Annotated in this window: 12 protein-coding genes and 1 other annotated feature; of the genes, 8 read left to right on the top strand and 4 right to left on the bottom strand. The window is 48.0% G+C overall.

Annotated elements, in window-relative coordinates; all coding sequences use genetic code 11:
• Positions 1 to 206: 206 nt before the first annotated feature.
• Positions 207 to 1,112: a LysR family transcriptional regulator gene (locus FAY32_RS06515; protein WP_158727548.1), complete on the bottom strand. Its 906-nt coding sequence runs from the start codon at positions 1,110 to 1,112 to the stop codon at positions 207 to 209.
• Positions 1,113 to 1,217: 105 nt separating this feature from the next.
• On the opposite strand from FAY32_RS06515, the gene FAY32_RS06510 reads away from it, so the two are divergent.
• Complete coding sequence (locus FAY32_RS06510) at positions 1,218 to 1,712, top strand: GNAT family N-acetyltransferase (protein ID WP_143462650.1); 495 nt, start codon at positions 1,218 to 1,220, stop codon at positions 1,710 to 1,712.
• A 69-nt stretch (positions 1,713 to 1,781) separates the two neighbouring features.
• Here the strand turns inward: FAY32_RS06510 and FAY32_RS06505 are convergent, their stop codons facing one another.
• Both FAY32_RS06505 and FAY32_RS06500 read right to left on the bottom strand, forming a co-directional pair.
• The gene (locus FAY32_RS06505; RefSeq protein ID WP_143462649.1) at positions 1,782 to 2,585 is read right to left on the bottom strand and encodes a hypothetical protein; all 804 of its coding nucleotides are present in this window, start codon (positions 2,583 to 2,585) and stop codon (positions 1,782 to 1,784) included.
• 101 nt (positions 2,586 to 2,686) lie between these two features.
• The gene (locus FAY32_RS06500; protein WP_225428302.1) at positions 2,687 to 3,772 is read right to left on the bottom strand and encodes a family 20 glycosylhydrolase; all 1,086 of its coding nucleotides are present in this window, start codon (positions 3,770 to 3,772) and stop codon (positions 2,687 to 2,689) included.
• Between the two features lie 306 nt (positions 3,773 to 4,078).
• Between FAY32_RS06500 and FAY32_RS06495 the strand changes: the two genes are divergently transcribed.
• From FAY32_RS06495 to brnQ, 4 genes are all read left to right on the top strand, one after another.
• Positions 4,079 to 4,411 (top strand): MazG-like family protein, encoded by a 333-nt coding sequence (locus tag FAY32_RS06495; RefSeq protein ID WP_225428301.1) that lies wholly within the window; start codon positions 4,079 to 4,081, stop codon positions 4,409 to 4,411.
• Positions 4,412 to 6,133, top strand: coding sequence for a DUF2075 domain-containing protein (locus FAY32_RS06490; protein ID WP_143462648.1), 1,722 nt, complete (start codon positions 4,412 to 4,414; stop codon positions 6,131 to 6,133).
• A gap of 83 nt (positions 6,134 to 6,216) precedes the next feature.
• Positions 6,217 to 7,539 carry a replication-associated recombination protein A gene (locus tag FAY32_RS06485; protein ID WP_143462647.1) on the top strand — a complete coding sequence of 441 codons (1,323 nt, stop codon included), beginning with the start codon at positions 6,217 to 6,219 and terminating at the stop codon, positions 7,537 to 7,539.
• 344 nt (positions 7,540 to 7,883) lie between these two features.
• Positions 7,884 to 8,108 (top strand) — a binding site (T-box leader).
• 65 nt (positions 8,109 to 8,173) lie between these two features.
• Positions 8,174 to 9,562 (top strand): branched-chain amino acid transport system II carrier protein, encoded by a 1,389-nt coding sequence (brnQ, locus tag FAY32_RS06480; protein WP_143462646.1) that lies wholly within the window; start codon positions 8,174 to 8,176, stop codon positions 9,560 to 9,562.
• On the opposite strand, the gene FAY32_RS06475 is transcribed toward brnQ, so the two are convergent.
• Positions 9,559 to 10,110 carry a DUF805 domain-containing protein gene (locus FAY32_RS06475; protein WP_143462645.1) on the bottom strand — a complete coding sequence of 184 codons (552 nt, stop codon included), beginning with the start codon at positions 10,108 to 10,110 and terminating at the stop codon, positions 9,559 to 9,561. The two genes, brnQ and FAY32_RS06475, sit on opposite strands and share 4 nt — an antisense overlap.
• A gap of 309 nt (positions 10,111 to 10,419) precedes the next feature.
• Between FAY32_RS06475 and arsC the strand changes: the two genes are divergently transcribed.
• The 3 genes from arsC (at position 10,420) to xylA (ending at position 14,123) form a co-directional block, all read left to right on the top strand.
• A complete protein-coding gene (gene arsC / locus FAY32_RS06470) occupies positions 10,420 to 10,848 on the top strand; it encodes an arsenate reductase (thioredoxin) (RefSeq protein ID WP_143462644.1) in 429 nt (142 codons plus the stop codon).
• Positions 10,849 to 11,149: 301 nt separating this feature from the next.
• Complete coding sequence (locus FAY32_RS06465) at positions 11,150 to 12,340, top strand: ROK family protein (RefSeq protein ID WP_143462643.1); 1,191 nt, start codon at positions 11,150 to 11,152, stop codon at positions 12,338 to 12,340.
• Between the two features lie 433 nt (positions 12,341 to 12,773).
• Positions 12,774 to 14,123, top strand: a complete 1,350-nt coding sequence (gene xylA / locus FAY32_RS06460) for a xylose isomerase (protein WP_143462642.1) — start codon at positions 12,774 to 12,776, stop codon at positions 14,121 to 14,123.
• The last annotated feature ends 9 nt before the right edge of the window (positions 14,124 to 14,132 follow it).

The raw sequence follows: 14,132 nt of genomic DNA, 5'->3' as shown, positions 1-14,132 counted from the left end.
GAGAGCAATATTGGTATTTATGTAGTTAGTTTTGGACACATAGCGTGGTTGATAAGTTTATGCCAAAGTGACTATTTGAATTAGAAATGAAAGAGAATCTAGACACTATCCTTTTAGGTAGCGACTAGATTCTCTTTAGTATACGGTTGAATTTGAACAGGGTGATTGCGTGAATTGAAATTTATAGATTCACCAGAAATTAAGTATCATTTTGCTTGGGAAGAATTCGTCACAGATGATACTTCTCCAAAGTGCTGGTGAACCAACTCTAAAAAAGCCTGAATCAGTGGCTGGGTCGCCGAACTTTTGCGAGTCAAAACGTGCGTGTGAATTTCGTTAGGGATAGTAGTCGCAATGGCTTTAAGGCGGTGCTGGTTCAACTCGGCAGCGACGGTCATCGTTGGGAGATAGGAGAAGCCGACGCCGCTGGTGACCATTTGCTTGATGGCTGCAATGCTCCACAGCTCCATCAGTTGCGGCCGTTGGTGATGGGTATGCCAGAGGGCACGCTCAAACTGATTGCGGTAGCTGCAGTCGGGCTCATTGATGATAAAGGGCAATGTGTTGGCGACAGTTTGACCAGTGAGACTAGTAGCGGATCGGGGGCTAACGACACAGGTCATGGGAACGCTGCCCAGGTCATGGTCGATGAAGTCAGTTGCCGTGAGCGCGGGCCACAACATGAATGCAATGTCGGCCTCACCCGCCAGCAATTGCTGCCGATTGTACTGGCAGGTCGCGTTGGTAATTTGCAGTTGAACAGCGGGGTAGGCCTGTCGAAACGCGGCCAAAATCGGGGGTAACCGATAAATGGTCAGGGATTCTGGTGCGGCGATTCGTAGCGTGCCGGTCATGGTATCGTTGGTCGACAAGGCTTGAATCGCGTGATAGTCGCTGAGTAGATGCTCTGTCAGCGGTAAGAGTCGCTTACCGGTGGTCGTTAGCGAAAGTTGGCGATGCTCATAGGCGAAGACGGGCGCTTTGAGTTCGGCCTCAAGATGTTTGATTTGACTGGAAACAGCAGATTGGGTGTAGCCCAGCAGTTGGGCAGCTTGGGTAAAACTCAGGGTATCAGCAATGGTGCGAAAGGTGGTTAGCTGGCGAATGTCCATGGCAAAGCCTCCATTAATTATTTTGATGGATATGAGCAGAAACATTAATTTTTCAAATGTATTTAGTCATGCTAAGCTTAGACCAACGAAAAGGAGCTGTAAAGATTGCAGATTGAACGTTATTCATATTCGCCGCAAACGGTGGCTGAATTGGTGGATTTGATTATGTATTGCCAGAACACAGAGGCGCATCTGGGGATTAAGATGCGTGAACAAGCAGATGTGTTTGAAATTAGCCAATATTACCAGAAAAACGGCGGCGATTTTTGGGTGGCGCGGGACCAAGGCCAGGTGGTTGGGTCGATCGGCCTACTGAAATGTAATGAGAAGGTGGGGGTCCTGAAAAAGTTCTTCACCTATCCGACGTATCGCGGCCGACCGCAACGGCTGGGCCAACATCTGTGGCAGACGTTAGCGGCGTACGTGCAAACGGAAACGCAATTGACCCAACTGGTCTTGGATACCCCCGAAGCTGAGACGCGATCCCATTACTTTTACGAAAAGAATGGCTTTCAGCGAATCGACCGGCAACAACTCCCCGTCAGCTACGCGTTTCCAGATCGGGAATCGTTGATTTACAGTAAGACCATTACCCGGTAGCTGCGGGTAGAAAATTATAATTGGGATAAGAAAGGAGCTACAGCGATTGCCGTGGCTCCTTTCTTGTTGCTAATAATCGTTGACGATGCCTGAGAAGTAGGGCCGACCATTGATCGTATAATTTCCCCAATTGCTACCATAACTTTCACCAAATGACTTATGGCCTATCGTGTTGAGATAAGTGATCTTGATTTGGTACTTATGAGCACCAAGCTTTTTGCCGGGAACGCCTTTAATCGGTGTCCGGTATTGAACCGTGGTCGTGTTGCCTTTAACGGTAGTCTTCGTCATCTTAGCTGAAGCGGTAGGCTTGTAGTTATCCATGCGGTGACCGCCGTCAATGATCATGGTACCAGCAGCGTCGTACTTAACCATGGCGGACTTGCTGTAATATTGCAGGTAGTTGTCGAGGGTCAGGTAGAAGGCAGAGGCGTTACCGAAATTACCGTTGCTGTCTTCCTTGAAGCCTGATCCGGCACGGAGGACGGTTCCCCGGATGGGTGCTTTTAACGCAACCTTCTGAAAATTGGCTTTCGTTAGGGGAACGGTGGGGGTGTCGTTAAACTTCAACTGATTGAGCCGGTTATAGTGGACGGCACCGGATGTAAATGCGGCCAGAACGGGACTATTGCTGGATTTCTGAGTGGTGCTCGACACGCGTAAGAGGGACCCCTTTTTCTTCAGGAGCGGCTTGTAGGTATTCCCCTTCTTTTGGTAAATGCCAACGTACATTGCCTTCTTGGTACGAACATATTGCGCTCGCCCCATATTATAATATGAGCTCGAAGCATTAGCAGTTACTGGTAATGCGGCCATGCCAATTGCAGCGACTGCCAGTAAACTGACGATACCTTTAATGTGAATTTTTGACAAAGTTGTTTCCTCCCCTAATAGATGTGTCAGATATCAGTATTATAGTACAAGGAGAAAATTAAAGGAAACAGCGTTTTTATTTTAACTGGTCCCCATCTAGGTTACTTAGGAACATCGAGTTGCCGAACAAAGTCTACGATTGTCTGGGTTGTTACGTCTTTTGAGTCGTGCCCCCATAAACTAACCAGCGTACCGGTAGTGGTGATGTCAGGTTCCAACGTTCGATTTTGGTTTTGACCGGTCGTGTCGATTTCATTGAACAAGTTTGGTCGGTATTGGTCACGCAGATAGTCTAAAAAGTAGCGGTCATCGTTGGCGTTGTCAATGTACTTGAGTTGGTAGTAAGTCGCATAGCTGTTGGCGTTCACGATTTTACGGTTAGCAGCTAGTAGGTCAGGTACTGAGACACGTTGGGCTTTGCGCGATGTGAGCTGCCGACTTTCCGAGTGATTGCCGGATTGTGACCAGTAGTTGATGACAATATTGGCAGCCAGTTTGGGCAGTTCCCGTTTGTAAAGGGAGTCATTCCAAATGGTCGTGGTAAACCCGTGCTTGTTTTGATCACGATTAATCTGGTTGATGAAAGTTGTCAGCGATTTATGAGCGGCCCCGTCACCAGGGACTTCATCTGCGCCTAAGATGAAATCGTGGTATGGCTGGTGGTTGAAGGTCGCATCTAACTCCCGGTAAATTTTCTTGACGACCGTGATGGATTTCTTCTTAGTATAGTCGAGTGTCTGCTTGTCGAGCTTAACGGTGCGATAAGTCTTAGGATGCTTGTGTTTTAACTGCCTTAAAATGGCACCAGCATGTGAGGGGAAATCCACGTCTGGTATCACTTGAACACCCTTGTTATTAGCAAAGGTGACCAACTTTTTCAAATGTCGTTGTGAGAGAACGGTAGCCGAGGCCTGATTACCAAGGTAGGTGGATTGAAAGCTAAGATGTTCATTGTCGCTGAGGTGCAAAACGACATAGTCCAACTTAGCGGTTGCGGCAGCATCGATGAGTCGTTCGAGACTGGGTTCAGACAGGGGATGCCGACCGAGATCTAGCAGCAGACCTTGACGATGATTCAATTGTGAGGGCTGGACGGTAGCATGGACGGCTGATGGTATCTGTAAGATGAACAGACAGCTCAAAATGGCAATAATGTTAGTCAGTAAGAGATGAATTTTCTTTTGCAAGGTGGGTTCCTCCAAAACAGGTTGGCTTGCATTCAGAAGCGGCAAGTAGCGGTATTAGTTAGCATGATGGTGCGGGTACCTTCATAGTACGGGACTTATCATCAAAATCATAGGGAAAAACAGACCGACTGACTGGATAATCTGGTTGCCCTCATAGTGACTCAGCCAGTTAGACGTGTTCGCTAGTCCCCGCTGTGATTGGAAGTTTAGCGATAATTGGGAGAATATACCGCTAAACTTTACCAGCCGCCAGATCTTGCAAAATGGTATAATTTATCCCAACAGAACGTCAGGAGGGGTCGACAGATGGCTGATTTGGACTATGCACAAGTGATACAGGAACTACGTGATTCTCGTGATCAACGGGGGTGGCGTAAATACCACACGTTGCCGGCCTTAGCACGGGCGTTATCGGTTGAAGTGGCAGAAGTTAATGAAATCTTTCTTTGGCAGGATGGTCAAACGACTATTTCTGACCAGCAGACCGCCGATTTAAAACTTGAGATGGCGGATGCGTTAACGTACCTCTACTATATGTGTGATCAGCTAGGAGTGACCCCTAACGAGTTGGTTCAGGCGAAGCATGAGATCAACTTGCAACGCCATTGGAAATTTGACCAGAATGAGGAGGGAAACTAGATGCCGAAATTACCGAAGCCAGTGATTACGGAGGTCGGTTTTAGTCGCCAAGGACTGGCTGACATCAAGGAAAAGGTCAGCGGGCAGCACGTTGAGCTCCTATTAGAGTATCCAACGGTCTATATTGTTTATGATCAGGAGAAACCGCAGTCCTATCAGGTTTATGTTGGTGAGACCAACGATATTGAGCAACGAACTCGCCAACATTTAGACGATGATATTCATGACCGTCAGGATTGGCAATACTTGGCAGATAGTCAGGATTCACAGTTATTGGTAATTGGCCATCCGCACTTTAATAAATCGCTGACACTAGACATCGAGAATAGCATGATGCTTTATATGTCCGGTGTAGAGAGTGTCAAGAGGCTGAATAACCGGCGCGAAAATCAGCAGAATAAATACTACACCGCTGATGAAAAGGGGACAATTTTTTCTGCGATTTGGCGTAAATTACACCAGTTTAATGCAGATCTATTTCCAATTGAATCCGTAGTCCGGGATTCGGCGCTATTCAAAGCCTCACCCTTTCATGAGTTGACTCGCGAACAGGACAATGCCCGTGAGCTGATTCTGCGGCGAATCAAAGCGGTCTTTCGTGCCCACGAGATGCAGCAACTGATGCTAGTTGAAGGCGAAGCTGGCTCCGGGAAAACGGTCTTATTGAGTACGTTATTCTATCAGTTGTGGCAACTGGGGGAAGACTTAAACTATACCGATTTTAAGACGGCAAACATTTACTTATTGGTCAATCATGATGAACAGGTCAAGGTGTATCAGAATATTGCCGAGAAATTGGGGATGAAAGTCGCTAACGTCAGCAAGCCTACGACGTTTATCAATCATCATGACCCGGATGATCCGGTCGACGTCGTGTTAGTCGATGAGGCTCATCTGTTGTGGACGCAAGGGAAGCAGTCTTACCGCGGCCAGAATCAGTTACAGGACATCATGACTCGGGCCAAATTGACGGTAGCGGTATTTGACGCGAAACAGATGCTGAAGACGGAAGGCTACTTAACGGCCAGTGAGATTCAGAAATTGGAGACCAAAGCCGCTCAGCGTGGCAATCTAATCAAATTCAAACAGCAGTTGCGGATGAATGCCAGCGAAGCAACGACCACCTGGCTACATAGCTTAATTGACCGGCGTGTGGTGGATAGAATTCCTCAAGATGAACAATATGATCTGCGAATCTTTGATGACCCGCAGCTCATGTATCAAGCAATCGTCGCTCGTGCGCAGGATGAATCGCACGGGTTGTCACGAGTGCTGGCCACATTTGATTGGCCGTTTAAACTGAAGGACGGCCACACAGATATGGTGACGGTCGGCGATTTCTCATTGCCGTGGAATCTGCAGTTGCCACTAGCGGATGACCAGAAGGGACAAGCCAAGCATTTGGCTTGGGCCGAGCAACATCAAACGTTGGGTGAAGTTGGATCGACGTATACAATCCAAGGTTTTGACCTGAATTATAGCGGCGTGATTATTGGACCTTCAGTCAAGTATCGCGAGGGCAAAGTCATTTTTGATCCGACGGCGAGTGAGAACACCAACGCCACACGGAATCGAACCATGCCAGATGGGACTAAACAGCACGTTGATGATGAACTCCTACCAAATGAATTAAATGTTTTATTGACGCGGGGGGTGAATGGTCTCTACATTTACGCTGTCGATGATGAGTTACGGGCGGCGTTACAGCGGGCTAGTCGCTAGGCAAAAGTGGTCAACGTGATTACCAGCGTTGGCCTTTTTCGTTGCGCAAGCCTATCATTAAAGATAAAAGGACGGTGACTCTCGTGGAGCAAGAATCATTATTTGCAAACCAACAAAATACGCCGCTAGCCAGTCGCGTGCGGCCACGAACGTTAGCGGAATTCGTCGGGCAGACGCACCTGCTGGGGTCCGGTAAGATTCTCCGTGAGCTGATTGAAAATGACCAGGTCTCATCGATGATTTTCTGGGGACCACCTGGCGTGGGCAAGACGACGTTGGCTGAGATTATTGCGCGGCAAACGCAGGCCAAGTTTCTCCGGTTCAGTGCGGTCGACAGTAGTATCAGTCAGATCAAAAAAATTATGAAGCAGGCGGGTAACGACTTAGCGGTTGGCGAGAAGACGATTGTATTCGTTGATGAAATTCACCGTTTTAATAAGGCCCAGCAGGATGCGTTTCTACCCTATGTTGAACGGGGCAGTATCGTCTTGATCGGGGCGACCACTGAAAACCCGTCGTTTGAAATTAATTCAGCGCTACTCTCCCGGTGTAAGGTCTTCGTGTTAAAGGCGTTGGCGACGACCGACATCGAACAGCTGTTGACCAATGCGTTGGCCAGTTCAGAGGGATTCAAGGGCAATGTTAAAATTGGTGCCGACGAACTGCGTGCCATCGCTGAATTTGCCAATGGGGATGCGCGCACCGCTTTGAACACGCTGGAAATGGCGGTGCTCAATGGTGATAAACAGGGCGACCAAGTGACGGTCGACATGAACGATTTGAAACAGCTGATCACGGAGAAATTCGTGCTCTACGACAAGTCGGGTGAGGAACACTACAACATTATTTCCGCGCTCCACAAGTCGATGCGAAACAGCGATCCGGACGCCGCCATTTATTGGTTGTCGCGCATGTTAGAAGGTGGCGAAGACCCGTTGTACATCGCGCGGCGACTGGTCCGGTTTGCCAGCGAAGATATTGGCCTAGCCGATACCAATGCGCTCAATGTGGCTGTGAATGTCTTTCAGGCCTGCCAGTTTCTGGGGATGCCGGAATGTGACGTCCATTTGACGGAGGCCGTGACCTACTTGGCACTGGCGCCGAAATCCAATGCCATTTACAAGGCGCGCTTAGCCGCGAAGAAGGACGTTAAAGAGACCCGTGACGAGCCGGTGCCACTACAGATTCGCAACGCGCCAACCAAGTTGATGAAGGATTTGGATTATGGCAAAGACTATCAGTATGCGCACGACACCAAGGATAAGCTGACAACCATGCAGACGTTGCCGGATTCGCTGGTGGGTCACGAATATTATCAGCCCACGGACCAAGGGCGCGAGGACTTATTCAAGAAGCGTTTGGATTACGTGAAGAAGTGGCGAAAAGCGCATGAAGCGAAAGACTAAGCCGAAATTCTGTTAATTTTGGATTAGTGGCGATATTGCTAACTTGTTTATTGAAAAATAGTCGAATTTTGGATAAATGGATGGTCTTTGTGCCCGCTTAATCCAAAATTCGGCTATTTTTGCATTATTGATGGTGTTTAGACAGCTATTTATTCGAAAAACGGCTATTTTTGAATTATTATTACGACTGGATCAGCCGTTGATCGAAAAATCGCCGATATTTCCAATTACAGATCAAGGCAGCTATCGGTTAAGGGCAAAAATCACCGAGTATCGATAATGAGAAAATAATTAAATTGCCCATTGATTTTTCACCAATCAGTGTCTATAATCATGACAATACTTTTAAAACGTTGAGGAAAAAAGTAGCACCCGTCGCGATGCTTAGTGAGTCACGGTTAGTGGAAAGTGACCATCTAGCGGGTGTGAAAATCATTTCCGAGTTCGAGACTGATATGTAGGTTATCGCGGTGGCCACCGTTATTCGGCTAACGGATGTTAGTCCGTGATGAGTGTGACGTGTTGACGCCACAAAAAGGTGGTACCGTTCTACTTGTAGAGCCCTTTTCCCGTAGTGGGAAGGGGCTCTTTTTGACGTTATGGGAGTATCAAAAAAAGTTGTGGAGGAATCAAAATGAACAAAACAGTAACCGGTAAGTCGCACCGGAATTTGGGACAATTACTTGTGGTAAGTTCGTTGATTTTTGGGATGTTCTTTGGTTCTGGCAATTTGATTTTCCCTGTTCATCTGGGGCAACTAGCTGGCAGTCACTGGTTTTTAGCGGCGCTGGGGTTTGCAATTTCGGGGTCGCTATTTCCATTATTGGCGATCTTAGCAGTGGTGACCACCAAGAGTGATGGCCTGTTTGATCTGGCTAAGCCAGTTGGCCGGCGCTATGCGGCCCTCTTCCTGATTCTCGTTCACCTGACGATCGGACCGTTCTTTGGCACGCCACGGACCGCCACTACGGCCTACGAGATGGCCGTACAACCGTTCTTGCCCCAACGTTTTTCGACCGTGGGGATGTTACTTTTTACGGGGCTATTTTTCGGTGCGGCCTACGTGCTGGCCACACATCAAAACAATTTGGTCAAGATTGTTGGCAAGTACCTCAACGCCGCTTTTCTCGTCATGCTAGCAATCATCTTCGTGGTGGCGTTCTTCAACCCGATGGGGAGTCTGAACCATGCGGCGACCACGGCTTATCAAACGAATGCGACTATCAGTGGGTTCCTCGAAGGGTACAACACCGTTGACGCGGTTGCCTTGCTCGCCTTGAGCGTAACTTTCGTGCATGCCGTCCGGGGACTTGGCTATCATGACCGAGAGTTGACTAAACTGACGGCGCAGGCGGGGACCCTTAGTATTGGGTTAGAGATTCTGATCTATTTTGGTTTAGTTTTACTTGGTGCCTTTAGCCTGAGTCAGATGAAGTTGTCGGACAACGGGGCCGTGGCCCTATCAGCCATCGTGGGGCACTACTTCAGCAACTTTGGGACCCTCTTCTTAGGTGTTCTGGTAACGCTGGGCGTCTTTACCACGGCGCTCGGATTGGTGACCTCATTTGCCCAGGATTTCCACAAATTATTTCCGAAGGTCAGCTATCTGGCTTGGTTGCGGGTGACCACGTTCGTTTCCTTCCTAGTCGCCAATGCTGGTCTGGACACCATCATTGCCTGGTCCTTACCCGTCTTGATGCTCCTTTATCCACTTTCTCTGGCCCTGATTTTAGCCGCCTTGACCGTTGCCAAACGACCATATGCTGGCATCGTGTATAAAATGACGATTGCCTTTACCGCAGTCCCAGCGGTCTTGGATATGCTAAATAGTGCGCCACAGGTTGTGACACAATTGGGACCAGTGCATACGGTTCTCACGTTTTATCATCAGGTCATTCCCTTTGCCAGTCTAGGTCTTGGCTGGTTGGTTCCAACGCTGGTAGGGTTTACCTTGGGGGTAGTGCTCGGAAAACTTCGGTTAGCCAGTCAGTCAACGACAACGGTGGACAATGATCGTTTTTAGGACGCATACGGATTTTCCCGTTGCTTGGATGGCTCACACAAGATAATCGTCAGTAAGATCACGCCAAATGGTACTAGTAGATTGAGTAGCCAAATCTTGCCACTATGACCTGAATCATGCAGGCGGCGAATTTCAGCCGTAATCAGGCCCCAGACTAGCGTAATCGTTAGCAGAATCGGGGGGATTAAGACGAGCCAGGTTGCCACCGAGTCGTGGGTGAGCTGAATCCAGGTGGCGCGTTGCCCCAGCGTGAAGAGGCCAAAGATGCCGATAAACAGGCTGATTAGACCGATGCCAACCATACTCCACCAGTAATCTGCACGACCGAGGCGTTTGGAAGTGTTTGTCAGGTTCTTAAAAAAGAGGCCAGTCGATGAGATGAGATTCGGTCGGATGGTTTCATTGTAGGGACAATCTAGAGGTTCTAGGGGCATCGTTACGGTTGAACGGCCCTCGAAGCTCTGAGCAGCGCTACAATGCTGGCAAAAATTGGCGCCTAATGGAATTGGCTTGCCACATTTGATACAGGTCGATCGATAGTTTTCCATATGATTCACTCCCCGGATAGTTTTAGCAACGGCTGTTAAATATCGTAGTTGTTAAGCTAGTAGTCTCATGATATCCTTGTCGAAGAGGAATCGCGAGACTTATTTTGTTCAAACGGTAAATCCGCTATTGTATGGTTAATATTGGAATATCACTTATGAATTTGTTGTTGATGCAATTTTTTCGAGAAAACGGGCATTAGCAGCGGTATTTTGTAATGAATATCGTTATAATGAATGAAAGCCAGCACCACCCAATCGTTACCCTAGAAGTTAATGCTTCACGGTCACTTTACTTTGGAGGTTAGACAAATGACGCAACTTTATTTCCTATGTACCGGTAACTCGTGCCGCAGCCAGATGGCAGAAGGGTTTGCTCGTGAATTAGCCCCACAAGACTGGACGATTGCTAGTGCCGGTGTTGAGCGGCATGGGCTAAATCCATTAGCCGTTCAGGTCATGGAAGAAGTCGGTATCGATATTTCCCAGCAGATATCTAAGCTGATTGATGTCGCTTACCTCAATGCCAGTGATATCGTGGTCACCCTCTGTGGCGATGCGCGTGATAAGTGTCCGGTCACACCGCCAAGCGTCACCCGGCTGCATTGGCCGTTGACCGATCCGGCGCAAGCCACGGGGACACCGGAGCAGGTCATGACGACCTTCCGTCAATCACGAGATGAGATCAGGAGTCGGGTGACCTCATTGATTGCGGATATTCAGTCTTTGACCGAGGCGTAGCTGAATCAAAAATGAATCGTTAGGGGAGGCCACGCTGCTATCTTTGCAGGGTGGTTTCTTTTAATCGCTAACTAAATAGCAGGGTTAAATAGACGTTTAATTGAAATAATTATCGAAAAACGGTTGTATTTTCACAAGGCGTGAGTAATACTTAGGTTAGTTGGTTCACTAAACCATGGGACTAATTTTGTTACCGGTTACAAAGCTTGATTAAGTCAAGGAATTATCGACCACGAGTTAGTTGGGACTTTTCAAGACGTGTTGAGCAACTAAAGTTAGTCACCTATAAGGAGGAGATTGGATGGTTCGTCAAAGTATGAATCGAAATCAGTTACACGATCAGAACCTGAAGTTTGTGCTGCAACAGATTTTTAACAACCATCCCACCTCGCGAATTGAAATTTCTCACCAGCTTCACCTGAATAAGTCCACGGTCTCATCGCTCTACAATACGTTGATGGCCGCTGGTTACTTAACGGAATTAGGCCTGGGGGAGGCTTCGACAGCGGGTGGGCGCAAACCGACGCTGGTTGAGATCAACCGCAACTACGGCTACACCTTAACGTTTGACCTGGGGTACCGGCATCTGCATGCGCTGGTCACGCTGTTAAACGGGCATGTGTGGAAGTATGATCGCATTGAAACGAAGGGCCGGTCGATCCATGATATGGTCGACCGAATCAAGCAATATATCGCGCAAATTCAAGCTGAAGATCAGACCAGCAATGGCTTGTTAGGTATCTGTTTCTCCATTCACGGCATCGTTTTGCATAACAAGGTACAAACGTCGCCGTTTATCGACATGGACGGTGTCGACCTCGAAGACCTCTTCACATCGACCTACAACGTTCCCGTCGTCTTGGAAAACGAAGCTAATTTGTCTGCGATTTACGAACGTGATTTCAATGGTGCGCGGCAACTCAACAGTACCGTCACTATCAGTATTCACCGAGGAATCGGTGCCGGGGTCATTTTGCACCGGGACCTCTTCCGGGGAGAACACGGGGACGCCGGCGAAATTGGCCGGACCATTGCCAGTATCGAAATCGATGGCAACGGTAAGTCCCACGCCATTCACGCTGAAGATATCAGTTCCGAAGACGCCGTCATTCGCCAGGTCGAACAGGCGAAGGGCGTTGATACCCTGGATCGTGAGGAAATTGTGCGGCTGGCGAAGGCGAATGATCCGGAAACCGTAAAGGCCCTCCAGACCTTTACCACCGCCATTGCCGGCTTGATTTACAACACCATGCGGACGTTGGACCCCGATGCGTTCTTTATTAACTCACCACTAGTAGAAGAGTTACCAGATCTATTGGCGGACATTCGGCGGGTCTATCAACAATTGTCCGATTCCAATTTGGGAATTGAGTTGACCACGAATGCCCGGTTGGCAACGGTCCTGGGTGGGTGTTCCCTGATTACACACCGCGTGCTAGGTCTCGAAGGCTACGAATTGAATTTTGACCGGCCACTCGACGCAGAAAACTAGATCAACTGCTGAAGAGAGTGGGCCATCAGGCGGTTAGTTTGCGAGCATTAACGTGAGAACAGGGGGGGTGCCTGGTCTTGGCATAATTTCTGTTCTCACGTTAAGCGCAACAAAATGCCTGGTGGCGCACGTTTCGACACGATAATGGTAAAAAATAAATCAGTTTTTTCAGAAGAGCCGCGTAGCTTTCTGAAAAAGCTGATTTTTGAGTTATGTCTCAATTTTTTTGGTGGTCAGCAATCATAGGTCATTAATATAGTAGAAACAGTTCAGGAAAGAACCAGGTTTTAGTCGAGTTGACCGGGAACAGTTCTTGCCCTGAATTTTTTGAATCTTTTTTGGCGAAAACGCTTGCATTCACATTAAAAGATTGTATACTAGTATTTGTAAGTTGGTTGTCGCAACGAACTAACTAGGAGGGTATTATAAAATTATGACTGAAGAATACTGGAAAGGCATCGACAAGATTCAATATGTCGGCCATCAAGATAAGAAATCTGGTTTAGGATTCCAATACTACAATCCGGAAGAAGTTATTGCCGGAAAGAAAATGAAAGATTGGTTACGGTTTGCCGTAGCTTACTGGCACACATTCGACCAACGCTTGGTTGACCCATTCGGTGATGGGACTGCCCAACGTCCATACGACAAGTACACTGATCCTATGGACTTAGCTTTAGCTAAGGTTGACGCTGCATTCGAATTCTACAACAAATTAGGTGTAGATTACCTTTGCTTCCATGACCGTGACTTAGCTCCAGAAGGCGACACTTTACGTGAAACCAACAAGAACTTGGACAAGGTTGTCGACAAGATCGTTGAATACCAAAAGACTTCTGGCATGAAGGTTTTGTGGAACACGTCAAACATGTTCACCAACCCTCGCTTCGTCGAAGGTGCTGGGACTTCTCCATACGCTGATATCTTTGCTTACAGTGCTGCACAATTGAAGCACAGTTTGGAAATTGGTAAGCGTGTCGGTTCTGAAAACTATGTCTTCTGGGGCGGCCGTGAAGGTTACGAATCACTCTGGAACACCAACATGAAGCAAGAACAAGAACATGCTGCTAAGTTATTCCACATGGCTAAGGACTACGCTAATGAAATTGGCTTCGATGCACAAATGTTGCTCGAACCAAAGCCAAAGGAACCAACGACGCACCAATACGACTTCGATGCCGCAACCACGATTGCGTTCATGAAGGAATACGACTTGGACAAAGACTTCAAGTTGAACTTGGAAGGTAACCATGCTAACTTGGCTGGCCACACTTACCAACACGAAATCCGTGTTGCTCGTGAAGCAGGTCTGTTAGGTTCATTGGATGCTAACCAAGGTGACAAGTTAATCGGCTGGGATATTGATGAATACCCATCTAACTTGTACGAAACCACTGCTGCAATGTACGAAGTTGTCGAAAACGGCAGCATCGGACCTCGCGGTGGGTTGAACTTCGATGCTAAGCCTCGTCGTTCATCATTTGCCCCAGAAGACCTCTTCTTAGGCCACATTGTTGGGATGGACAGCTTTGCTGCCGGCCTGCGTGTTGCCGCTGCTATGAAGGAAGACGGCTTCTTAGACACCTTAAAGGCTGACCGTTACAGCTCATACGAATCCGGTATTGGTGCTGACATCGAAAGCGGCAAGGCTGACTTGAAGTCCCTTGAAAACTACGCTATCGACAAGCCACAATCCGAATTGATTGCTGCTACCCACTCCGACCACTTGGAAGAAGTTAAGGATACCATCAACCACTACATCGTTGAAACGTTGAGCAAGTAATCCTTTATA

The sequence above is a fragment of the Levilactobacillus enshiensis genome, from assembly GCF_007115095.1.
Lineage (GTDB): Bacteria > Bacillota > Bacilli > Lactobacillales > Lactobacillaceae > Levilactobacillus > Levilactobacillus enshiensis.
Note: the sequence above shows the minus strand (reverse complement) of the source record. Positions and strands in the feature narration are given on the sequence as shown.